At 40.0% G+C, this 24260-nt stretch carries 20 protein-coding genes, 2 tRNA genes and 1 pseudogene; 12 read left to right on the top strand and 11 right to left on the bottom strand.

Going from position 1 to position 24260, the window contains the following annotated elements; all coding sequences use genetic code 11:
• Positions 1–65: 65 nt before the first annotated feature.
• Positions 66–1118: an MBL fold metallo-hydrolase gene (locus EGT34_RS13390; protein ID WP_000653392.1), complete on the bottom strand. Its 1053-nt coding sequence runs from the start codon at positions 1116–1118 to the stop codon at positions 66–68.
• A 735-nt stretch (positions 1119–1853) separates the two neighbouring features.
• On the opposite strand from EGT34_RS13390, the gene hcaR reads away from it, so the two are divergent.
• On the top strand, positions 1854–2753 hold the full coding sequence (hcaR, locus tag EGT34_RS13385) for a DNA-binding transcriptional regulator HcaR (RefSeq protein WP_000423241.1): 900 nt from the start codon (positions 1854–1856) through the stop codon (positions 2751–2753).
• Between the two features lie 262 nt (positions 2754–3015).
• Entirely contained in the window at positions 3016–3693 is a 678-nt protein-coding gene (locus tag EGT34_RS13380) for a DUF1345 domain-containing protein (protein ID WP_000232915.1), read from the top strand.
• Between the two features lie 57 nt (positions 3694–3750).
• Here the strand turns inward: EGT34_RS13380 and EGT34_RS13375 are convergent, their stop codons facing one another.
• From EGT34_RS13375 to EGT34_RS13360, 4 genes are all read right to left on the bottom strand, one after another.
• Positions 3751–4356 (bottom strand): glutathione S-transferase family protein, encoded by a 606-nt coding sequence (locus EGT34_RS13375; protein ID WP_000053842.1) that lies wholly within the window; start codon positions 4354–4356, stop codon positions 3751–3753.
• Between the two features lie 49 nt (positions 4357–4405).
• Positions 4406–5101: a helix-turn-helix transcriptional regulator gene (locus tag EGT34_RS13370; protein ID WP_000091419.1), complete on the bottom strand. Its 696-nt coding sequence runs from the start codon at positions 5099–5101 to the stop codon at positions 4406–4408.
• Between the two features lie 73 nt (positions 5102–5174).
• Complete coding sequence (locus EGT34_RS13365; protein WP_000054127.1) at positions 5175–5849, bottom strand: HAD-IA family hydrolase; 675 nt, start codon at positions 5847–5849, stop codon at positions 5175–5177.
• The gene (locus EGT34_RS13360; protein ID WP_001089412.1) at positions 5846–6778 is read right to left on the bottom strand and encodes an RluA family pseudouridine synthase; all 933 of its coding nucleotides are present in this window, start codon (positions 6776–6778) and stop codon (positions 5846–5848) included. The genes EGT34_RS13365 and EGT34_RS13360 overlap by 4 nt, the downstream gene beginning before the upstream one ends.
• Before the next feature lie 722 nt (positions 6779–7500).
• On the opposite strand from EGT34_RS13360, the gene EGT34_RS13350 reads away from it, so the two are divergent.
• The 4 genes from EGT34_RS13350 to EGT34_RS13335 all read left to right on the top strand — a co-directional run bounded on the left by EGT34_RS13350 (position 7501) and on the right by EGT34_RS13335 (position 13273).
• Complete coding sequence (locus tag EGT34_RS13350) at positions 7501–10833, top strand: Rne/Rng family ribonuclease (RefSeq protein ID WP_060454579.1); 3333 nt, start codon at positions 7501–7503, stop codon at positions 10831–10833.
• A gap of 192 nt (positions 10834–11025) precedes the next feature.
• Positions 11026–12867: a long-chain-acyl-CoA synthetase gene (locus tag EGT34_RS13345; RefSeq protein ID WP_000084317.1), complete on the top strand. Its 1842-nt coding sequence runs from the start codon at positions 11026–11028 to the stop codon at positions 12865–12867.
• A gap of 232 nt (positions 12868–13099) precedes the next feature.
• Positions 13100–13175: transfer RNA gene (locus EGT34_RS13340), tRNA-Lys, on the top strand.
• 22 nt (positions 13176–13197) lie between these two features.
• A tRNA-Lys gene (locus EGT34_RS13335) sits at positions 13198–13273 on the top strand.
• Between the two features lie 63 nt (positions 13274–13336).
• Here the strand turns inward: EGT34_RS13335 and EGT34_RS13330 are convergent.
• Positions 13337–14233, bottom strand: coding sequence for a LysR family transcriptional regulator (locus EGT34_RS13330; RefSeq protein ID WP_000375494.1), 897 nt, complete (start codon positions 14231–14233; stop codon positions 13337–13339).
• A gap of 112 nt (positions 14234–14345) precedes the next feature.
• Here EGT34_RS13330 and EGT34_RS13325 point away from each other — a divergent pair, with 112 nt between their 5' ends.
• The gene (locus EGT34_RS13325) at positions 14346–15101 is read left to right on the top strand and encodes an SDR family oxidoreductase (RefSeq protein ID WP_000207247.1); all 756 of its coding nucleotides are present in this window, start codon (positions 14346–14348) and stop codon (positions 15099–15101) included.
• Positions 15102–15152: 51 nt separating this feature from the next.
• Here the strand turns inward: EGT34_RS13325 and hemW are convergent, their stop codons facing one another.
• Complete coding sequence (gene hemW / locus EGT34_RS13320; RefSeq protein WP_000279710.1) at positions 15153–16307, bottom strand: radical SAM family heme chaperone HemW; 1155 nt, start codon at positions 16305–16307, stop codon at positions 15153–15155.
• 117 nt (positions 16308–16424) lie between these two features.
• On the opposite strand from hemW, the gene EGT34_RS13315 reads away from it, so the two are divergent.
• Positions 16425–16886: a DMT family transporter gene (locus EGT34_RS13315; protein WP_001984522.1), complete on the top strand. Its 462-nt coding sequence runs from the start codon at positions 16425–16427 to the stop codon at positions 16884–16886.
• Positions 16887–16919: 33 nt separating this feature from the next.
• On the top strand, positions 16920–18266 hold the full coding sequence (abeM, locus tag EGT34_RS13310) for a multidrug efflux MATE transporter AbeM (protein WP_000073361.1): 1347 nt from the start codon (positions 16920–16922) through the stop codon (positions 18264–18266).
• Between the two features lie 34 nt (positions 18267–18300).
• On the opposite strand, the gene EGT34_RS13305 is transcribed toward abeM, so the two are convergent.
• Both EGT34_RS13305 and EGT34_RS13300 read right to left on the bottom strand, forming a co-directional pair.
• Entirely contained in the window at positions 18301–19551 is a 1251-nt protein-coding gene (locus EGT34_RS13305) for an acyl-CoA dehydrogenase family protein (protein WP_024437441.1), read from the bottom strand.
• Between the two features lie 33 nt (positions 19552–19584).
• Positions 19585–20832, bottom strand: coding sequence for an SfnB family sulfur acquisition oxidoreductase (locus EGT34_RS13300; RefSeq protein WP_000202657.1), 1248 nt, complete (start codon positions 20830–20832; stop codon positions 19585–19587).
• A gap of 257 nt (positions 20833–21089) precedes the next feature.
• Between EGT34_RS13300 and EGT34_RS13295 the strand changes: the two genes are divergently transcribed.
• From EGT34_RS13295 to EGT34_RS13285, 3 genes are all read left to right on the top strand, one after another.
• On the top strand, positions 21090–22388 hold the full coding sequence (locus EGT34_RS13295; protein WP_001096917.1) for an ABC1 kinase family protein: 1299 nt from the start codon (positions 21090–21092) through the stop codon (positions 22386–22388).
• Positions 22389–22489: 101 nt separating this feature from the next.
• Positions 22490–22744: a type B 50S ribosomal protein L31 gene (locus EGT34_RS13290; RefSeq protein WP_001224256.1), complete on the top strand. Its 255-nt coding sequence runs from the start codon at positions 22490–22492 to the stop codon at positions 22742–22744.
• A 252-nt stretch (positions 22745–22996) separates the two neighbouring features.
• Positions 22997–23329, top strand: a complete 333-nt coding sequence (locus EGT34_RS13285; RefSeq protein WP_000046495.1) for a HopJ type III effector protein — start codon at positions 22997–22999, stop codon at positions 23327–23329.
• Between the two features lie 135 nt (positions 23330–23464).
• On the opposite strand, the pseudogene EGT34_RS13280 reads toward EGT34_RS13285, so the two are convergent.
• Positions 23465–23591: pseudogene (locus tag EGT34_RS13280) on the bottom strand (hypothetical protein).
• Positions 23592–23757: 166 nt separating this feature from the next.
• Positions 23758–24138, bottom strand: a complete 381-nt coding sequence (gene crcB, locus EGT34_RS13275; RefSeq protein WP_000291735.1) for a fluoride efflux transporter CrcB — start codon at positions 24136–24138, stop codon at positions 23758–23760.
• Between the last annotated feature and the right edge of the window lie 122 nt (positions 24139–24260).

Below are 24260 nucleotides of genomic sequence, written 5' to 3'. Positions count from 1 at the left end.
TTAAGCCAAAATAATAAAAAGCCAGTTCAAATTGAACTGGCTTTTTTAATACAAAACAATGAATTTTAGACAGTCAATTTATGCCCTTCTCGAATGCAATAAAAAGGATTAGCAAGCTTTGATGAAGCTTTAATGGCTTGAGCTAATGCATGTTCAGGATCTTCACGCCCCTCATCCGTTAACTGAAAAGTTCGATAGTGAATTGCCACAGACCGATGTGCTTGTAAATCTAAATGTGCATGAACTGCATCTTGCGGATTCATATGAACATAGCTCATTAATTTACGGGGTTCATAAGCTCCGATTGGAAGTAAGGCCACACGCGGCGCGCCATAGCGCGTATGAATTTGTTTGAAGTGGCCCGCATAACCAGTATCACCCGCAAAAAAACAATGTCCTGTTTTCGCCAAAACCGAAAAACCGCCCCAAAGTGCCTTATTTTGGTCACGTAAACCCCGCCCCGAGCCATGCTGAGCAGGTGTATAAACAATTCTTAATTCGTGATAAGGAATTTCCTGCCACCAATCCATTTCAATTACATGGAATTCTTTAGGTAAGTAAAATCCGTTGCCAAGCCCTGTATAAATCGGCATAGCAAACTTCTTATGAAGCCACTCAAGCGTTGCTAAATCCATATGGTCATAATGGTTATGGCTCAACAATACCCCGTGAATTGTAGGTAACTGTTCTAAAGCAAAACCCGCTGGGCATACACGGCGTGGACCACGGCCATGTAAAGGGCTTGCGTAGTCACACCATACCGGATCGGTAATAAAGTTATAAGGTCCAATTTGAATGAGTACCGTAGCATGCCCTACAAACCAAACTTGCCAATCATCTAAATCCGCATGTGGACGGTTTTGTGGTAAAGCAATTGGTGTATTAACACGTACATCATATTCATTCTGAATATCAACATTCCAAGTATAAGACTCACGAGTGACTAACCAACGCAATAACTCTTTCGATCCTCGTGCAGGCGATCTAGGCTGCTGATTATAAAAACGGGTGTCATTTTCATGGCCCAGTTCAGGATGACAAAAAGGCGGTTTTATCCATGTATGCGTCCAACAGGACTGAGTCGGCAATTGATAAGTTAATGTCGGCTTGTCTTTCATGGGCTTATTCTATGGTTGTAGCATCAGGAGGATGAATCATTCAGTTTTCTATCTTAGCGATTTAAATAAATTAAGCTATGACACTTACACTTATTTATCATATAAATATCCCTTTTATTTTTGTCACAGCCGACATAGATCAATCTAAAGTGCCACAAAAAAATGTTTAGATGTGTTGAGTTTGTGATTCCTTAATTACTATTCTTATTAAAAGCTACTGTATAACATAACAATAAAATATAATAAGCAAAGACTTACAACAGAGGTGAGCTAGTTTCTTTGTGGTTAATCTCTTATTTTTAAAACTGCTCAATTTTATCAATTTTGCTTCATATATAAACTATTAAACCAAGCAGCACATGCATTGAAAAACCAAAAAAAATATAGCAAGATGAACCGAAACATTTATTAACAAAATACTCCTTACACATTTTTTGTTAGAAATTAAGATTCTCAATTGTTAAATTAACAATACTTTTTTTCATAATATGAGAAAACTTTAAGTGAATTTCTGGAAAGTAATTTAAATTTCTTTCCTAAATTTAAAATCACTTTGGTTATGAATATGAATTAATATATTTTACAAATTAATAATTAAATAAAATTTCATATTAATTTCATAATGATTTATAAATTTTCATTTATTTTATAAATACCTAAAGCACCTTCACGCTATATAGTTTTATGCTTTATACTTTGCTTAAATCATAGTAAGACATTTTTTGGATTAGTCTTATGGAATTACGCCATCTTCGATATTTCATTACAGTTGCTGAAGAATTAAATTTTAGTAAGGCCGCTCTCAAACTCTATACTGCTCAACCCTCCCTTAGCCAACAAATTAAAGATTTAGAAGAAGATGTCGGGGTACGACTTTTAAACCGCACAAAACGTAAAGTTGAGTTAACAGAAGAAGGTGAAGTATTTTTAGAGCATGCCCGTTTAACGCTTGCTCAAGCTGATAAAGCAGTAGCGATGGCCCGCCAAGTCTCAAAGGCTAAACAACAATTATTACGTATCGGTTTCGTCCCCATAGCAGAAATGAAAATTTTTCCATACGTACTTCCAAATCTGCGCTTACAACACCCTGACCTCACCATTGAATTATCAAGTTTAAATAACGCTGAGCAACTCAAAGCCTTAAAAAGAGGTGAACTCGACATCACGTTTACCCGTGATAATACTGAAAATGATGAAATCCAAAGCCAATTTGTCTTAACAGAACCTTTAATTTTTTTATTACCAAGAAACCATCCACTTGCGAAATATGACCGTATTCCGGTCAAAGCTTTGCATGGTATTGATTTTATTATTCCGGCAGCTGAACAATCTAATACACTACACAATACAATTTTAGAGTTTACTAAAACTCATGGTATTGACCTCAATATTGTACAAAAGGCCGATAGCATTTTACTTAATATAAACTCTATTGGTTCAGGCTTAGGTTGTACTATTTTACCTGCCTATGTCGCGCCTTTAGGGGTTTCTAACACTGTAGTTCGCCCTCTAGATGTCGAATTACCTTCTTTAGATTTATTTGTTAGTTATCGTAAAAATACAGAGTCAGTCGGTGTAAAAAGATTTATTGATCAACTCAACAAAGTATTTCATCTTGATAAAAATCTAGATTAAGCACCTTAGGTATATTTACGCTTATTATTAAAGAATAAATGAGTTAGAAAATTTAAATGTATGTATAAATAAATGAAATTAAAATTTATTTAATATCTTTTATCGATTAATTAATTTGAGATAATTTTTATTATATTTTAGATTGTCACACTTAATAAAAACAAAAATGACGATCTAAAGTATAAAGGTTATATAAAACCTAATGTTAAATTAACCAAACAGTAAAAATATATTTAAGATAACAGCAAGGAGAGTTAACAAGATGGTTGGACTATTTCAGCATTTAGGACGTAGTGTACAAAACCGCCCTCACTTCTTTATTGCTTTAATTTTTGGAGTGATTGTTGCAAGTTTATTGGCATGGCTCACTTCATGGAAATGGTCTACCATTTTATTAGCAAGCTGGAATGGCTCAATCAGTTTATATTTACTCCATGTCTGGAAACTGATGAGAAGTGCCGACCATTCACAAATGCAACAGCAAGCCAAAAAACAGGACGAAAGTAAATGGGTCATTATGCTCATTGTTTTATTGGCCATCACAATGAGTCTAGTTGCGATTTTGGTACAACTTTCCCAGCTCCCTTCTGGGCATTATGAAAAGTTAGGACATGTAGCGTTAGCTTTACTTACCATTATTTCAGCATGGCTTTTCATGCATACTGTTTTCGCTTTGCATTATGCCCATGACTTTTATATGGCTCTATCCAGAAATGAAGAGAACGGTGGGTTAGACTTCCCGGGTACTGAACATCCGACCTATCCTGACTTCTTATATTTTAGCTATATTATTGGCACCTCAGCACAAACCGCCGATGTTTCAATTACCAACAAACATATGCGTCTTTTAAACTTATTTCATGCTGTATTATCTTTTGGCTTCAACACGACCATTTTAGCGATTTGTATTAACGTTGCTGCTGGCTTTCTTACCAACTAAGACCTTTATTTAAAAACAAAAAAGCCCCATTTAGGGGGCTTTTAAGAATAACTATACTTACAACAGTTGGCCCATACTGCTTTGTTTTAAGCCTTCGCGCTGTTTGATCGTTTCAACATAACGTGTAATAGCTGGGTGCGATTCAATCGTTTTCATTTTTAATTGCCATAATAGCATGGCTCCAACACTTACATCTGCGGCGGTAAATTGTTCACCACATACATACGGATTTGCTTCACTCAGTCCTTGAACTAAAGCTTGATAAGCATCGTTATAATCACCATAACCCACAAACATTTTTTGCTCAGGTGCGATCTCTATTCCTAAAGCTTTATCGACACCAGCAGCTTCCCAAGGACCAGCCATCATAAAGAGCCAACGATAGTACAAACCACGTTTCGGATCATCTAAAGCAGGTGCCAAACCTTTGTCACTAAATTTGTCTGCCAGATATGCACAAATTGCACCTAATTCATAAATAACGACATCGCCATCTACCAATACAGGCACTTTCCCAAAAGGGTTAAGCTTTAAATATTCGGGTGATTTCATCTCGGTTCGGTATGCTACTTCAATACGCTCACATTCCACGCCAAGCTCAACTAAAAGCCAGTCTATAACGACACCACGCGATTCATTGTTAGTATAAAGTTTAAGACTCATTCTTATTGCTCCTTGTTTATCGTGATTCCTAGTCTACAAATACCTTTTGTCAGTTTTTGTCAGTAGTCCTTTGCATTTCTTGTTTCCACCATCTTTGAAACAGATGTTTTTTAAATTCAGGATATATTTCCTCACTCATTTGCAAGTTATGAATACGATCTATCCGAAAATGGCGAAATGCCTGCCGTAATTCACACCAAGCAGCAAGTACAACTTTGTCATGTAAATACCCTAAAGCAAAAGGCCAAAGAGAACGTTGACTCATACGCTTGTGTTCATCGCAATAATCGACTTTGATCTTTACTTGTTTACGAATCGCTAAACGTACTTGTTCTACTAAAGCTTCATCAACCGGATGCCAGTAATGTGTAACACCTAGCGTCATATCATCGATCAAATATTTCCGGTGCTCTGGTAAAACCGCATAAAGTTTAGAATAGATTGAAACAGCTGCCGATTTCATTGCCTGATCTGGAACGTCTTTCAACCACTCTAAAGCTAAAAATAGAGCCTCGGCTTCATTCTCATTAAAAGTAACCGGTGGTAATAAAATGTCTTCTTTAAGCTGAAACCCCAAACCTGCCGATGCATCTATTCTGACACCTTGAGCACGTAAACTATCAATATCACGGTAAATGCTGCGAATACTAATTCCCAAGCGTTCAGCCAAGACTTGAGCAGTAACGGGATAACGAGATTCACGGAGTTGCTGTAAAAGATTTAATAGACGAATAGAGCGGCTCATTTTTTCTCTTCTTATTGTTCTTTAGTTTTAAAAATAAGGAGGAATAAATTCCTCCTTCTTACATCATTTTAAATTACGCTACGTCTACAGTAGATAACTTTGCATACTCTCTTAAAAAGTTGTGCAGCTCAGATACATCTTTAGCAATGGTTAAAGGCTGGAACTGTTGTAGAACTTCGACCGAGTGCACTCCATAGCCCACCCCAATACGAGGCATACCTAAACGCTGAGCCATTTCAAGGTCATAACTACTATCACCAATCATAACTGCCTGTTCGACACTTACTCCAGTTACAGTCAAGATTTCTTGTAACATGAGCGGGTCTGGTTTTGAACGGGTTTCATTGGCTGCTCGAGTAACATCAAACAGATGAGTACTCTGTGTTTTTGCAATCACACGGTCTAATCCACGACGGTTTTTACCCGTCGCAACTGCAAGTTTTAAACCTTGAGCTTTTAAGTCATGAAGTAGTTCAGAAATACCTTCAAACCATGCATCATTTGTCGAGTTGGCAATATAGTGATCGCCATATGCTTTTAAAATCGAATCATGCAAATCAGGTACTTCTGGAAATAAGGTCTGCATCACTTCCGGCAAACCTAAACCGATAATACTCTTTGCGGCTTCATCAGTCAGAGTTAACTTATGCTCTTCTGCCGCATGCTGTAAACTTGCAACAATCTGACCAACAGAATTATATAAAGTACCATCCCAGTCAAAAATCACTAATTCGGTTTTCAGACTCATTTTGCTACTCTCAAAGCCTCTAATAACTGGGTCATGTCTTCTGGCAACGGTGCTTCAATCGTTGGATAACCCGGAATATCCAAACGCATGGCATGTAAACACAAACGGCGTGCTTCAGGTCCCGTATATGCAGTGTTATGCCCATATTTATCATCGCCCACCAACGGATGTCCAATACTTAAACCATGTACACGAATTTGATGGGTACGGCCTGATAAAGGAGATGCATGAACTAAAGTGGCATTTTTAAAGCGCTCTGCAACCACCCATTCGGTTTTACTTGGCTTACCTTCTTTAGATACACGTACACGACGTTCGCCATTGGCTAACTCATAACGAAATAAAGGCGCATCAATGAGCTGTTTATCAAGACTCACTTGACCTTTTACAATCGCTGCATAGGTCTTACGAATTTTGTGTTCACGCAACATATCTTGTAGCAGTTTTAAAGTGCTACGCTTCTTACTAATCATAACTAGGCCAGAAGTATCGCGGTCAATACGGTGAATCAGTTCTAAATATTTTTTACCTGTTGCCGCACGTAGTGCCTCAATCAAACCATAAGCCACGCCACTACCGCCATGTACAGCAATACCTGATGGTTTGTTTACAACTAATAGTCCTTCATCTTCATAGACCACACGGCTTAATAAACCTTGAGCCACACTGTCGCTTACAGGAACAGCAGTTTCATCTTTTTGTTCATAGCGAATAGGCGCAACACGAATCTGGTCCCCAATTGCAAGTTTGGTCTCGGCTTTAATACGTTTTTTATTCACGCGAACCTGACCTTCACGAATCAAACGATAAATTCGACTCTTTGGCACACCCTTTAAACGTGAAAACAGGAAATTATCGATTCGTTGTCCTGCTTGATGCTCATCCACCTCAAACCAAGTGACACTTTGCCATTGCTGTGTAGAATTCATACTAATATTTAAACCTGAAATTTTACGAAATTTGATTAATAAATGACCGATTAGCTTAGTTTTTTCACAAGAAATCTAAGCTTAGCCCATAGGCAGATGCTGCAAGGTTTGATATAGTCAGCGCACGGATACCACCGTAAGTGAACATCTAAAGGGAAATTTCCCTGATTGAAACCTCAATCAAAATGATGCTTTCATCACCAGCTCGGACAGGTCCTAAAGAATTATGCCGACGCCGAAGGCTTATTATATCGGCAAAATGACAAACTGTTGCGTTTAATTCAGTTTGTTCAAAAAAATATGTTACCAACTCTAGTTGGTTATGGAACGTAAACTGATACACATCAGACAAATCGCTCCTTAATGTTGCCTTCAGGCTAAAGCGTTGATGCATTGGAACTGCCGAAAGCACCGATACGATGAGCATTCCGTATCAAACTTCCAATAAAGAAGTCACTTCGCGCCCAATGACAGTGAAAGTCATTAACCAATGCACCGCTCACCCGCCAGTGAAGCAAAAAGGAATTCCGATTTAAAGGTTGAAGCAGTATTGCCTACATCACAGACGAGAATCGAAGCTAAGGCTAAATGTAGCCGGTAACAGATGACTCAGACCACAAGTATTTTGAGATCTGGGAAATGATCCGTCATGTTCGATGTTCGTTCAGAACCTTTAAGTTTGTTTGGTTTGTTTGTGTGAGTCACTATTAGGTGTCACACCCATGAAACGTATGTTGATTAATGCAACTCATGCCGAAGAAGTTCGCGTTGCACTTATCACTGGTAATCGTCTTTACGATTTTGATTTAGAGAATCGTACCCGAGAACAGAAAAAATCCAATATCTATAAAGGCCATGTCACCCGCGTAGAACCATCTTTAGAAGCTGTTTTTGTTGAATATGGCGCAGGTCGTCAAGGCTTCTTGTCTATGCGTGAAATTGCGAATAGCTATTTTCAGGCAGACCCACGTCAAACTTCAAACATTCGTGAACTTATTACTGAAGGCACAGAGCTTTTAGTTCAGGTTGAAAAAGAAGAACGTGGTAATAAAGGTGCAGCACTTTCTACGTTTATTTCCCTTGCAGGCCGTTATTTAGTTCTTATGCCAAATAACCCGAAAGGTGGCGGTATTAGCCGTCAAATTTCAGGTTCAGTACGTGAAGAATTAAAAGAAATTTTAGCTTCTTTAAATGTACCTCGTGGTATGAGCGTTATTGTACGTACCGCAGGTATTGGGCGTACCCAAGAAGAATTACAACTCGATTTGCAACACTTGCTTGACCTTTGGGCACAAATCCAAGGTACAGCGAGCTCAGGCCCATCTCCAATGCTTGTTCATCAGGAAGCGGGTGTGGTAACACGTGCAATTCGTGATTACTTACGTGATGACGTTGCTGAAATCATAATTGATAGCGAACAGGCTTATAACGAAGCATATAACTTTGTTAAAGCAGTGATGCCGCGTCAATTAGACAAATTAAAAACTTATACTTTAAACGAGCCATTGTTTGCTCATTTTGGTATTGAAAGCCAAATTCAAACTGCTTATGAGCGTGAAGTAAAACTTCCTTCTGGCGGTTCAATCGTCATTGACCAGACTGAAGCTTTAGTTTCAATCGATATTAACTCTGCGAAATCGACTCGTGGTCATGATGTTGAAGAAACTGCACTAAATACTAACCTTGAAGCAGCAGAAGAAATTGCTCGCCAACTTCGTTTACGTGACATTGGCGGTTTAGTTGTTATCGACTTCATCGATATGACTAAAGAGCGCAACCAACGCATGGTTGAAGCAAAACTTCGTGAAGCAACTCAAAGCGATCGTGCACGTATCCAATTCGGTCAATTGTCTCGTTTTGGCTTAATGGAAATGAGCCGTCAACGCTTACGCCCATCGCTTGAAGAAGCAACTGGTTATGTATGCCCTCGCTGTCATGGTACAGGCATGGTTCGTGACTTACGTTCGCTTTCTCTTTCAATTATGCGTAAAGTTGAAGAGATTGCACTTCGTGAACGTCATGGTGAAGTTCAGGTTGAAGTTCCAGTTGAAATTGCAGCCTTCTTGCTTAATGAAAAACGCCATAGTCTGGTGTATTTAGAGCAAACTTCTGGTGTACGTGTAACTGTATTACCACACCCGCACTTAGAAACTCCACATTACGAAATTGCATATAACCCAGATGGCTTTGCTCCATCTAGCTATGAACGTACAGAAGCAACCCGTTCTAGCGAGAAAGAGTTAGGTTATGAGTCTTCTGAATGGCATTTAGAAGAAGCAGATCATGGCCATGCTCATGTAACTGCTACAGCTTCAACTCATGCTGCGGCTCAGAAAAAAGCAAATCATGCAACTCAACCTGTAGCACAACCTTCTGCTCAAAAAGCAGCAAGCCCATGTGCATGGTTAGAAAACCTGTTTGTTCAAAAACAAGCGCAAACAGTTGATCAATCTCGTTCAGCACAAAATGCTGCTGCTGCGATTGAGCAGATGGTGAATACAGGCGCAGTAAGCCGCGGACAGTTCGGTCAAGTAGCTGTACCTGCTGTTGCAGAAGTTGCGCCAGTTCAATCAAATAACGCTTATATTTCACAGTCACCTGTGAAACAAGACGTTCGTGAACATGTTGAAAAAGATGATAAATCTCAGCAACAACGTCAGAACAACAAAAAGCGTAAACATAAAGAGCAACGTGAACAACATCACCAATCACATGAACAGCAACATCAAGTTCATGAAGAAGTGGTTCAATTGTCACGCCAAGAACAACGTGAGTTAAAACGTCAGCAAAAACGTCAACAGCAGCAAGATCAGCAACATCAAAATAATGATGTACAACACACTGAAAATGCTGTGCCACGCCGTGACCGTAATAATCAACAACGTCCAAACCGTCCAAATCGCCACCGCGATCCAAGTGTATTAAATGAAAATCAAAATACACCGGTTGTTATTGATGAAAAACAAATTAAGGTTGATGTGATTGATGCACCTAAGCATGATGTCATGAACACTGCTTTAATCATCAATGTTGATCAAGGTCAAAGTGAGATTGTTGCACTTACACCTGAGCGTCGTCACGTTGAGCGAGTTGAAACGACTTCTACTGAAGTTGCTCAAGAGCCAACTCCAGCTCCTGTTGTAGCCGAGAAAGCTGCTGTAGTTGAAACCAAAGAAGAAGCTCAGCCAAGCCAAGAAGCTGCTCAGCCACAAATCAAACGTGCTAGCAATGACCCTCGTATGCGTCGTCGTCAGCAACGTGAGGCTAAACACGCTAAGGCAGCTACGCCATCTATTGCGCCATCGCAAATTCCAACTTTGGCACAACACACAATCGGTAGTTTAATCCGTCATGTGTATGGTGAAGATTGCACCGTATTGATTGAACAATTTGGTCTAGTCCCAACGTTTAATCGTGCTTTGCAGAAATTTGCAGAACAGTACGCAAGTACGTTAGTAGTTGAAGTTACTGCTGAAACGGAAGAGAAAAAGCCGGTAACTCGTGATGCAGAACTTCCAAGCCACAAACCGGCTGAAGAAGCAGAACCTGCACCAGTACTTCCGCTTACTCCGCCGCAAGCACCAGCTCCACGTGTTGCAAATGACCCGCGTGAGCGTCGTCGTTTAGCAAAACTTGCTGCGGAACAAGCATTTGAGCAAGTGAAACAACAACATTCTGCTCAAGAAGAAGTTGCTACTCCTGCTCCTGTAGCAGAAGAAACCGTTGCTGCTCCAACTGCTGAAACACAAGCAACAGTTGAACCAGCACAACAACCGCTTGAACTTAATCAGTCAACTGAAGTCGTACAACCTGAAGCTGCTCCTGTAGAGGAAAAAGCTACAGAAGAAACAGTAGCTGAAGCTCCTGCAGCGAAGGAACCTGCGCCATCAAAAGCAGCAAGCAAAGCAAAAGCAGCGGCTGAAGAAACAGTAGCTCCGACTGAAGCAACAACTGATGCCGAATCAGAAGACGTTAAGGCAGATAAGGACAAACCGAGCCGCCCTCGTCGCCCTCGTGGCCGTCCGCCAAAAAAAGCTAATCCTGTAGCTGAGTAAGCCATTTGCTCAATTGCAGCTAATTTAAACAAACCTAGTCATTTCGATGACTAGGTTTTTTTTGTTATTTTTAGCCAATTAGGTTGATTGCACTAGAAGAAAAGTTTTAAAAGCATGGTGAACCATGAAAACTATTGGACTTTTTGCCCACACAACCTTTTTTGGATTGATCGAAAAATAAATAGGATTGATATGAGCCAGACAACACAGACCGATATCATTACGCTTGGTGATGTTGCCACAAGACTTCCTAGCTTCATTCCCAAAGTACCCCATATCCTAAATGGTCTTAAACAGGCTTATTTAAGAACATCAAATACTCCAACAGGTTTGGGTATTGCTTTTGAAAAAGCTGTTAAAAGAAATCCGAAAGGCACGGCATTATTATTTGAAGATCAAAGTTATTCTTATGAAGCTTTAAATGAATGGGCAAACCAGATTTCCCATTACTACCTTTCTCTCGGAGCGCGTAAAGGGGACGTCATTGCTGTAATGATTGAAAACCGCTCTGAGCTGATTGCAACAATTGTTGGTTTAGCCAAAATTGGTGTGACAATTGCACTTGTAAATACATCTCAAGTCGGTAAGGTTCTCGCTCATAGCATCAATCTTGTAAAACCTATTGCCGTTATTGCTGGTGAAGAAGTCCGAGCTGCTATTGATGAAATTCGTCAGGACTTAAATGTACCTAAAGACCGCTTCCACTGGTTCGCAGATCAGGCAACACGTCAAAACTCGGGTACAGCGCCTGAAGGCTATGTCAATCTTGCGGACCAAATTGATCAATTTCCAAAATTCAATCCGTCTACTACCCGCTCTGTCACTGGTAACGATGGTCTGTTCTATATCTACACATCAGGTACAACAGGTTTACCAAAGGCGGTTATTTTCAAGCACAGTCGCTGGACATTAGCGTATGGCACCTATGGACATATCTTAAACTTAGGACCAGATGACGTCATGTACGTGACCTTACCGCTTTACCATGCAACAGGCGTGGTAGTTTGCTGGTGTGGCGTTATCGCAGGCAGTGCAACACTTGCGATTCGACGTAAATATTCGACTAGCGCATTCTGGAAAGATGTTCAAAAATTTAATGCGTCTGCCATTGGTTATGTTGGTGAACTTTGCCGCTACTTGATGGATGCTCCTGTCACCGAGCTTGACCGCAACCATCGTGTAACCAAAATGATTGGTAATGGTATGCGCCCAAATATCTGGGACAAGTTCAAACAACGCTTTGGTGTTAAAGAAGTACTTGAGCTTTATGCATCGAGTGAAGGCAATGTTGGATTTAGTAATATTTTCAACTTTGACAATACGGTTGGCTTCTCTCCTACTCCATATGCCATTATCCAATTCGATAAAGAGAAAAACGAGCCAATACGCGATAAAAATGGCTGGTGCCAGAAAGTAAAAGCAGGTGAAGTTGGCCTACTCATCGGGAAAATTACCAGCCGCTCGCCATTTGATGGTTACACCGACCCTGAAAAGAACAAGTCTGTGATCTGGAAAGATGTCTTCAAGAAAGGCGATTCTTATTTCAACACAGGTGATTTGGTCCGTGACATCGGCTTCCGTCATGCACAGTTCGTTGACCGTCTAGGTGATACTTTCCGATGGAAAGGTGAAAACGTATCAACGACTGAAGTTGAAAATATGGTGTGCGAATACGACAAAATTGCCGAAGCTGTCGTTTATGGGGTAGAAATTCCAAATACCAATGGCCGTGCCGGTATGGCAGCGATCACTCTCGCAGATGGTGAAGAGCTAAATGATGCTGATTTAACCGAAATGGTGACCGTATTTAAGAAATGTTTACCTACCTATGCAGTACCTGTATTTTTACGTGTACAAAAAAAGGTCGAAACAACAGGTACATTTAAATATCAGAAGAATAAACTGAAGGAAGAAGCGTTTAATCCAAGCAAAACTTCTGAACGTTTACTCGCTTTATTACCTGGTGCAAGCAGTTATTGTGATATCACAACTGAAATTTTTGACAATATTCAGACGTATAAATACCGTTTTTAGTTTATTTTTTAGCTAAACAAGAGGAAATCGTGCTTTTTATAAGCAATCATGCAAATGTTTTTAAATTTCCTCTTGTGTTAGTTGAATAACTTGCTAAAATACGCGACATCAAAACGATACAGTGTTTAGAAGTGTTACTTCTCTCTGAGTCAGTTCGAGTTTGATTGCTAAAGAAAATTATAGATTTTCTCCTGCATTCAAGTAAAACAAGGTTTTACTTAATTCTCGCTCAGGGTCGTTAGCTCAGTTGGTAGAGCAGCGGACTTTTAATCCGTTGGTCCCGCGTTCGAGTCGCGGACGACCCACCACTTATTAGTTTTGAACCTATTTGGGTCGTTAGCTCAGTTGGTAGAGCAGCGGACTTTTAATCCGTTGGTCCCGCGTTCGAGTCGCGGACGACCCACCAAATTCTAAAAAGCCTCTCAGTTCGAGAGGCTTTTTTTATTGTTATCCTATTTTCTTTTTATGACTAAAAGATGACGATACATTTGCGATTTAAAACTTCCCCCACCCAATTCATAAAAACTTCTAGTCGCTTTGGAATATAACTCCTGTTGGGATACAAAATATTAAGTGGAAGCGATGGTGCACTGTAAGCACTCAGCACCTCAACTAAAATCCCCTGTTCAATTTTATCCTGAACATCATAATAAGGAAGTTGAATAATTCCCAAACCTGCACAAGCAGCGGCGATATAGGCCTCGGTATTGTTCACACTTAAAGCACTATCCATCATCACAATTCCACCTTGATATATAAATTCTCCCTGCTTTTCTCCTACAGCTCCTGCGTAATTAATTAATTTATGCTGTTCAAGATCATTTAACTGCTCAGGAACACCATAATCTTGTAAATATTGCGGACTGGCACAATTCACCATCACTAAATGACCAATAAATCTTGCAATTAAACTGCTGTTATCTAGCTCTCCTACCCGAACAACACAGTCAATTCCCTTTTCAATTAAGTCAGTCAGGTCATCAGAACTATTGAGCTGTAAATGAATATCCGGATAACGATGATAAAAATCAGGCAGCTCAGGAATAATCACTTGATGCACAATCCGGCTAGGCATCGAAATCTTTAATGTGCCCCTATAATGCTGTTTTTGTGTCTGGATCAACTGTTCTAATTGTTCATAATCAAACAACAGGTTTTGGCATTCTGGCAATATTCGTTGGCCATCTTGAGTAAGACTGACTTTACGGGTAGTACGATGAAATAAGCGTACTCCATAGTGAGTTTCTAACTGTTGAATGGCACTCGTCACTGTCGAGCGAGGTAAATCAAGCTGATTTGCTACCTCACTAAAGCTTTGTCGTTTAGCGACTTCTGTAAAAATATAAAATTGCTGCAACCGATCCATTTTAATTGTTCGTATTTTCTGAATAGTTAAACCAAACTAGCATAATTGATCACAAATTAGTGCCAATCTAGACTTAAAAACACTAAAACAAGTCATCATAGGAACAATCATCATGACAACTCATAGCCTCAAAGATAAAGTTGTATTGATTACTGGCGGTGCTAAAAACCTAGGCGGACTCATTAGTCGTAAATTTGCAGAACAGGGTGCAAAACTCGCAATTCATTATAATAGTTCGGAAACTCAGGCAGATGCAGAGCAGACCTTAGCAGATGTTAAAGCATTGGGTGCAGATGCAATTCTAATTCAGGCAGATCTAACAGATATCGATAACATCGAGAAGCTATTCTTAGACACTAAGCAGCATTTTGGTGGTATCGATATTGCGATTAATACCGTCGGAAAAGTCCTTAAAAAACCGATTTTAGAAACCACCGAACAAGAGTTTGATAGCATGAGTGATATCAACTCAAAAATTGCCTATTTCTTTATTCAATCGGCGGGTCGACATTTAAATAACGGCGGAAAAATCTGTTCAATCGTAACTTCTCTTCTGGCTGCTTACACAGGGTTCTATTCAACCTATGAAGGCTTAAAAGCACCTGTTGAGCATTACACCCGCGCTGCATCGAAAGAATTTGGAGATCGCCAAATTTCTGTGACTGCTGTTGCACCGGGACCAATGGACACACCATTCTTTTATGGTCAAGAGTCTGCCGAAGCAGTCGCTTACCATAAATCAGCTTCAGCTTTAGGTGGACTTACTAAAATTGAAGATATTGAGCCATTAGTCCGTTTCTTAGTCACCGACGGTTGGTGGATTACAGGTCAGACGATTTTCGCAAATGGTGGTTATACCACCCGCTAAAATTACAAAAGCCGCATCTCATCGTGCGGCTTTTTCTTTATAATGATTTGATTATAAGAACTCTTCGAGTACCGAGTTTAAGAAAATATGCCCCTGCTCTGTACAAGCCAAACGACCGCTATCCTCTACCAATAACTTTCTCGAACGTAATGAAGTAAGTACATCATCTAAATCATCTAAACTTAAGCCTGTGCGCTGTTCATATAACTCAGCTTTTACCCCATCATTTAAACGTAAAGCGTTCATCATAAACTCAAAAGGTAGTTCATCTGTTTCAATCTTTTTCATTTGCAAATGTTCGGCTGGAACCTTAGCCAAATAGTCTTTAGGTAAACGAGTCTTTTGAAAACGATATACACCATCTGGTCGGGTTACTTTGCCATGTGCTCCTGCACCAATCGCAAGATAATCACCAAATTGCCAATAATTTAAATTATGAGCTGAAGGCTGCTCTTTACGCCAAGCTGACACTTCATAATTGATAAAGCCATTTGCTTTTAGATAGGCTTCACCTTGCTCTTGAATATCTTCTAACACCTCATCTTGAGGTAAAACAGGCTGTGTTCGGAAAAATACGGTATTTGGCTCAATGGTCAGTTGATACCAACTGATATGTGTCGCACCATGCTCTACAGCCGTCTTTAAATCATAAAGTGCTTGCTCTAGTGTTTGTTCTGGCAAGCCATGCATCAAATCGACATTAACTCGCTTAAAACCTGCTTGTCGTGCCTGCTCAATTGCATCCATAGCATTGTTGGCTGAATGAATACGCCCAAGCTTTTGCAGGTGATCGGTATTAAAAGTCTGTACACCAATCGATAAACGATTAATTCCTGCTTCTAAATAGCCTGCAAACGGGTCATGTTCTAGTGTTCCCGGATTAGCTTCTAAAGTAATTTCACAGTCATCTTCAAAGTTAAGCAGCGATTTAAGCTGTTCAAATAGCCATGCATAACCTTTAGCAGAAATAAGTGAAGGTGTTCCACCACCAATAAATACACTGTGAATTGAACGTCCTTGTGCCATCTCGACTTGAGTTTCAAAGTCGGCTACCAATGCTTTTAAATAAGTTTGCTCGAGTTCTGCCGAAAGCGCACCATCAGGCACCGCATGTGAGTTAAAGTCGCAATAGGGACATTTACGCACGCACCAAGGCATGTGGATATATAAAGATAAAGGAACAGAAGCAGGATTTAATACGGCCAAGGAACAGGGTCCAATTTACACAATATTTCTATTTTAACATGACTGCATCAATGGGCTTATGAAAACATACCTTAATTGCTTTAGACTGTTTTTAAACATACTTAAATATTGATAAAAATGATGAAATTCTCTAGTCAACTTTTCCTGATCTTACCCTTAGCTATGGGAATCGGTGTTGCCATGGCTTTTCAGACTGCAATTAATGCTCAGCTTCGTGAGCAATTACACTCACCATTGCAAGCAGCATTGTTATCATTTTTCATAGGTACTATCGTCTTAGCCATTATGGTGTTCTTCCAAAGTGCCGAGAAACCGAGTTTAAGTGAAATATCCAATATTCCATGGCTTCTCTGGACCGGAGGATTTCTTGGGGTTTATGCAATTAGCATGAGCATTTATACTGCACCTAAGCTTGGTTTTTTAACCTTTACAGGGTTAGTCGTTTTTGGGCAATTGGTCATTTCTATGTTACTTGACCATTTTGGCTGGTTAGGTACCGAAAAGACACCTGTTACATGGCAACGGTTTCTAGGTGGAGTGGTCATCTTTGTTGGTGTATTACTTACCTTGCAACGCTAGTTTCATTTTTTATATTTATAAAGAGTACCTTTTGTGTCGAATGTCACGTCGTTTCGGTCTGAATTAAAACAACTCTTCCATTTAATGTTACCTATTTTAATTACGCAGTTTGCTCAAGCAGGGTTCGGGTTAATTGATACCATTATGGCTGGGCATTTATCTGCCGCAGACTTAGCCGCTATTGCGGTAGGTGTAGGCTTATGGATTCCAGTCATGCTCTTGTTCAGTGGCATCATGATTGCAACCACACCATTAGTTGCCGAAGCAAAAGGCGCTAGAAATACAGAGCAAATTCCAGTGATTGTCCGCCAATCATTATGGGTTGCAGTAATTCTAGGGGTATTGGCAATGCTCATTTTGCAGCTTATGCCATTTTTCTTACATGTGTTTGGCGTACCAGAAAGTTTACAACCTAAAGCCAGTTTATTCTTACATGCAATTGGTTTGGGTATGCCCGCTGTAACCATGTATGCAGCGCTCCGAGGCTATTCCGAAGCATTAGGCCATCCCCGCCCTGTCACGGTCATTAGCTTACTAGCCTTAGTGGTTTTAATCCCGCTTAACATGATTTTTATGTATGGCTTAGGACCAATACCTGCTTTGGGTAGCGCAGGCTGTGGTTTTGCAACATCCATTTTACAGTGGCTAATGCTCATTACGTTAGCAGGCTATATTTATAAGGCTTCGGCTTATCGAAACACATCTATTTTTAGCAGATTCGATAAAATTAGCCTGACTTGGGTTAAAAGAATTTTACAGCTCGGTCTGCCAATTGGTTTAGCTGTGTTTTTTGAAGTGAGTATTTTTAGTACAGGGGCATTGGTCCTTAGCCCTCTAGGGGAAGTCTTTATTGCCGCACACCAAGTAGCAATTTCAGTCACTTCGGTACTGTTTATGATTCCACTTTCTCTTGCCATTGCTTTAACCATTCGCGTGGGGACGTATTATGGTGAAAAGAACTGGGCTTCCATGTACCAAGTACAGAAAATTGGTCTAAGCACAGCAGTATTTTTTGCTCTATTGACCATGTCTTTTATTGCTTTAGGCCGTGAACAAATTGTCTCGGTTTATACTCAAGATATAAATGTTGTGCCGGTTGCCATGTATTTGCTCTGGTTTGCAATGGCATATCAATTAATGGATGCTCTACAAGTCAGCGCTGCCGGCTGTTTAAGAGGTATGCAAGATACTCAGGCACCGATGTGGATCACCTTAATGGCGTATTGGGTAATTGCTTTTCCAATCGGTCTTTATTTAGCGCGTTATACCGATTGGGGCGTAGCTGGTGTGTGGTTAGGTTTAATTATTGGTTTAAGTATTGCCTGTGTTTTATTGCTATCACGACTCTATTTGAATACCAAACGTTTAAGTCAAACCTAATAAAAAAGCCGATGAAACATCGGCTTTTTTTATTTTATGCAGATTTTGCCCGTGGGCTTGCTCCAATTTGCCAGACAAATGGTAAATCCGTACGGTTTACTTCCCAATCTCCAATCACTTTTTCTTTGTAAATAAGCGGATTATGTGAAGACACAGTCCGAGCATTACGCCAGAAACGGTCAAGTTGTTTCACTTGGCTACTCGCCGAGGCCCCTAAGGCATTAAATAACTGGCTTGTTAAATCGAGTACTAGATTAGAAATCACCACCTGTCCTTGTGCCGATTCAAGCTCGGCATCCACATTGAACTGATGCTCTTTCACTTCGGATTCAGCAAAATGGCTTTCATAGGCTTTTTGCAGTGCCTCAGCGGTTTTTAAGGTAATTGCTTCACTTGCATACGCTTGAGCTGAGGCTTTGCCGACCACTTGTAAAACTTGTGGGTCGTGACGAACCAAGTCACCATTACCATGACTAAAAATACGTTTACGTTCACGAATTTCCTGACTAAATGTCTCAACCGCGGCACGCGCAATACCCGTTAAAGTTGCAAGATGCACCACCTGATAAAAAGCGGTCTGATATTTAAAACGTTGGTCAAATGGAATAAGGTGTGAAGCTGGCAAATGAACCTGATGTACTTTTAAAGTACCACTGCCCGTTGTCTTTTGACCAAAACCATCCCAGTCATCAATCACGCTCACCCCTGTTTCATGGCGGTAAATAGCAGCAATCACATGACGGTCATTTACTTCATCGTAAGCAAATAAATCAATCCAGTCTGCAAAAATACTTCCTGTTGAATAGTACTTTTCACCATTTACCACCAAGTTACCCGAAGCGTCTTTGGTGACACGAGTAACGACATCGCCGATCTGTACGTTTCCAACTTCTGTCCACGCATTCCCGACTAAATCACCTTGTACAAAGCGCTGAAACCAGACTTCCTGAGAATGCTCTTTATGAGCAACCAAGCGGTCTTCAACAAATGCGAAATGACCTCGTAAAGCTTGCACAATATTGGAATCAGCTTCTGCTAACTCTGCCAAAAGCTGGAACAGTTGAGGTAATGAAACCCCATCTCCACCATATTTACGGGGTATTCGTACAGCGCCCAACTTGGCTTCTTTTAACCACTGAATCGGTTCAAAAGGCAAGATTCGCTCTTTTTCCCGTTGAATTGCACCTTGTGCAATTTTTTCAAAAATGGGACGAAATCTGTTTGCAACCTTTTGGTAATCAGCACCGACCGACAGTTCTTCTAATTCAATTTGAGCTGTTGTCATCGTTATTCTCCTAATTTGGTTTTTTCTTTCAATTTAGCTCCATGCATGACGAGGTGGCTGAACTCCATTGAGATAATAGTTACCAACAATGTGATATTTCCAACGCACGGGGTCATGCAAAGTGTGGGTACGGGCATTGCGCCAGTGACGGTCAAGGTTGAGTTCAGATAAAGTAGAACGCGTACCCGACAACTCAAAAAGTTTATTGGCTGCCAAAATAGCAATTTCTGTGGTGAGTACTTTTGCCTCGGCAACCAATAGGGTGGCTTGGTTTACATGTTCTTCGGTGGTATCGGCAATGGCCTGATCAATTGCATCTCCAGCCAAATCCAATACCGCTTCTGCTGCACGCAGTTTGATTTTTAGGTCACCAATATTTGCAATTGTGTAAGGGTCATCACTGGCTTTTTCCAGACCTGAATCAATCCATGCACGGCTATGGTTTTTGACATATTGAATCGTTTCTTCAATTGCACCACGCGCAATACCGGCATCGACCGCAGCCTGAATAAACTGAGAAATAGCACCTGCTGGTGTTGGGCGCTCAAATGCTTGGTAAATTGGAACTAGATATTCTTCACGTACTGGCACCTGATTCAGCTCTACCGTGCCACTAGCTGTAGTACGTTGTCCAAAACCAGACCAGTCATTAATAATATTGACCCCAGATGTTTCACGTGGCACAAGTGCAGCATAAGGTTGTCCTAGTTCATTTACAGCAACAATTGGAATCCAATGTGCGAGCAAGGCACCCGTTGCAAAGAATTTCTTGCCATTAATTTCATAACCATGCTCGGTCTTTCGTAATGTGGTAGTGAGGTCTGCTACTGTCTTACTGTGTTTTTCGGAAAATGCATTGCCAAAACGAATTCCTCTTAACACCAAGTTAAAGAAGAACTGTTGCTGTTCAGGTTTCGCATCTAGTCTTAAATGTTCAATAAAAGCCAAGTGGTTTTGAGGCAACTGAGCAAGAGAAGGGTCAACACTCGCAATTGTTTTGATCACTTCCGCTAAAGTTCGATACTTGACTTGCGCCCCACCAAATTGCTTAGGTACTGTAATGGCCCACAAGCCACTTTGTGAGAACTGTTGAATTTCATTTAAGGGTAAACGGCGCTCTCTATCTCGATCTGATGCTTCTTGGGCAAATTCTTGAGCAAGTTGCTTGGCAATCTCTATTGCCTCTTCATCAGAACGAATAATATGTGCGTCTTTCGACTGCTCGAATACAGATAAAGGAACCGCTTGAGAGCGCCCATAGGACGAATTTAGACTGGTCATAAGTTTTATTGTCTCTATTTCTTATTTAACATGCCCTTCACCTTAGCACTAAAAAAACAGCGACTTTATAGATATTAAAGCTTTGTTTATGAAATGAATTTTCAAAAGCTTTTCATATTTTTTACTATAAAAATAACATTTTGTTTTTCGAAAATTTTCTTACAGGAGATAAACAATTTCTTATAGGCTTTTTAAGTTTTGTCACCTATGATCAAACCTAGGCAATATTATGTTGTAGTCAATGAGGTATCGAAGATATGGCAAAGAATGCAAGTTCACCTGGCAAACGATTTATGAAACTTGCAGGAATGACCGCGAGCATTGCAACAAAAACCGTTTCTAACTCGATTCGAAACCTGACTGCGGATGAAGAACAGAAACTGGCTGCAAAAACAAAATTATTTCAAGATATCGGACTTCAAATTGCAGACACCTTGGGAGAAATGAAAGGTGCGGTCATGAAGGTCGGACAAATTGCATCGCAATATAAAGATATCTTCCCGCCCGAAGTCGCCAAAGCGATATCAAAACTACAACGCCAAGCTCCAGCTATGCCTTTTGCAGCGATTCAGCAACAAGTTGAACGTGAGCTTGGCAAACCACTGAATGTTGCCTTTAAATCTTTTGAACAAGAACCTTTTGCTGCTGCATCGATTGGGCAAGTTCACAAAGCTGTTCTGCCAAGTGGCGAACAAGTTGTGGTTAAAGTTCAATATCCCGGTGTTGATGAAGCCTGTGAAAGTGATTTAAAACAAGTACGTTTAGCCCTTCGCTTAATGGGTGTACTTAAGATTGATAAAAAGCTACAAGATCAGCTTTTTGCAGAGATTCAAGATAGTCTATCAGCAGAGCTTAACTATGAAATCGAAGCTCAAAATCTTGAAGTCTTTAAAACTTTTCATAGTAAATTAGACGACAAAATTATTATCCCGACTGTTTATAAAGATTACTCTTCAAGACGTATTTTAACCTTAAGCCTTGAACAAGGTGACAGCATTGAAACTGCTAGTTCTTGGCCTATCGAAATTCGAAACACAATTGGCCGTCGTCTAATCCGCGCTTTAGGTCAAGAAATGTTCTTTTTAAAACGTTTCCACTGTGACCCCCACCCAGGTAACTTTGCCTTCCGCCAAGATGGTAGTGTGATTATTTATGACTATGGCAGTGTTAAAACACTTTCCAATGAAATTGTGTATAGTTTCAAACGACTGGTGAATGCAGCTCGCCATGAAGATATCGACTTAATTGAAACAGAATTACTCGAACTACATTCACTAGCAGAAAAAGGTAAATTCCCGAGCGATCTTTATAAACTCTGGATTGAAGTGTTATTGCGCCCGCTTACCACAACCTATGATTTTGCAGAGAACTCATCACATCATGATGGCATGCTACTCGTGAAGAAATCTTTAAAATATTGGGATGTCTTTAAGCCTTCACCAGATACATTAATGGTCAATAGAACCATTTCAGGACACTACTGGAACCTCATTCACTTAAAAGTGCATGACAATCTTAACGATCTATTTGAAGAGCTTGTACCACTTTCTAACTAACTTAATTTACTTATCAATGTAGCCTTTTTAGGGTTACATTGACTTATTTAATGTTATGTTATAACATTTCTTTAATCAAAAATAATTTAGGACAATTTCTCATGCGTAAAGATATTCATCCTGCTTACCAACAAGTGTTATTTCATGACACCAATGCAGACGTGTACTTCTTAATTGGTAGTACCATTCAGACTAAACAAACCAAAGAATATCAAGGACAAGTCTATCCTTATGTGACTCTTGATATTTCAAGTGCATCACACCCGTTCTACACAGGTGAAGTACGTCAAGCAAGTAATGAAGGGCGTGTTGCAAGCTTTAACAAACGCTTCGCTCGCTTTAATCGTAAGAGTTAATCTTACGTTAAGTTTTAACCAATACACTTAAACCATTGGAAGCCTAAGACTCATCTCCTCCACTTAGGCTTCTTTTTTTATGTGCATTTTTTAATGATTTTCTAAGGTGTGTATAAAGTTAAACTTATCCACAATTTTCACAAGAACGCTTCTGATCTTTCTCAACAACCCATCATTTTTTATAGCTCTCAAGCTTTCAAAGCATGTATTCAATGCTATGCTTAAGCCCCATTTGATAGGAAGTTTAAGATTATGGCACAAGAGTTACTTGCCCAATTACAAGCAGGCACAGCAAAATTTTCAGATGTTTTAGCTTATATTGAAGCACGCTACCAACATACTCCAACAGCTTTTCAAAATGGCGCACAGCATAACGCTGCAACTGAAAATCAAGGCAGTGCGAAAGTTTTCTCTTTTGCCAAGTTACAAGGTTTAGACCAAGCACAAACTTTAAGTTTATTTGCAGAGCACTACGCATCTGTATTGGCTACCCCAGAGGGAACTGACCACCAAAATATTCGTCAGTTTATGCAAAATGGTTGGGATGGTGTGAAGTTTGAAGGTCAGGCTTTAACTGAAAAGTAATTAAGAATTTGTGAATACGCGAGGGAGTCTTACCGTTTATTCTCAAATGAAAGTAGCTAATTCTGTTACTTTGGTTTTGCCCAAAGTAACCAAAGGCATTTGTCATCAACAGAACCTGTTCCCTGTTTACACTTATCAACTATCTTGCAAAAACAAGATATAGCTGATTTCAGTCAGGCTGTTGATGACTTTAACGCGTATCAAATCCCAAAAATAAATCAGAAGTTTTTAATTCGTCATTTACTATCGTAACAAGCGGCATGGATGCCGCTGTTTTGCTGTGCTACATGGATGTAGCATCAGCGAAACAGAAGATTTTTGCTTACTTTTGATCTTTCAAAAGTAAGGTATGCCTATACAAATGCTCTTTGAGAATATCGTAAAACGGAGGCCGTGCCGTATATCTCGCTCCTTAAACATCCCAATAATCAGTTGCCCGCTACCCAATAATAAGTCGCCAACCCCAAACACGTAAAAATTAAAGACCCAATTAAATGAATAGAAATGGCCAACATCGCCATTCCCCACTTACCACTTTGCAATAAGGTGACGATCTCAATTGAGAAAGTTGAGAATGTAGTTAAAGCACCACAAAAACCGGTAATCACAAAAAGCTTATAGTTCGGACTCAAATCACTATGAGCAAAATAAGCCATCGCAAAACCAATAATAAAGCCACCGACCAAATTAACAGTAACCGTACCCAACGGAATTTGCGGATAAATCGGGTTCAGTTTTAAACCTAAAAACCAACGCAACCACGCCCCAAGAACTGAACCTAAGGCAATTGAAAGTAAAGGATAATACATAGAACCACCCCTTTAGTGAGATGCTAAAAGAGCAAACAAAAATGATGGGAAATGTGACATGGCGCACTCCAAAAATAAGCAGAGTACGCAATAACCTACGTACCCAGCGTTATAAATACATG

The organism is Acinetobacter sp. FDAARGOS_558, assembly GCF_003937785.1.
GTDB classification, from domain to species: domain Bacteria; phylum Pseudomonadota; class Gammaproteobacteria; order Pseudomonadales; family Moraxellaceae; genus Acinetobacter; species Acinetobacter baumannii.
The sequence above is the reverse complement of the archived record's forward strand: the minus strand, read 5'-3'. Positions and strand labels throughout refer to the sequence as shown.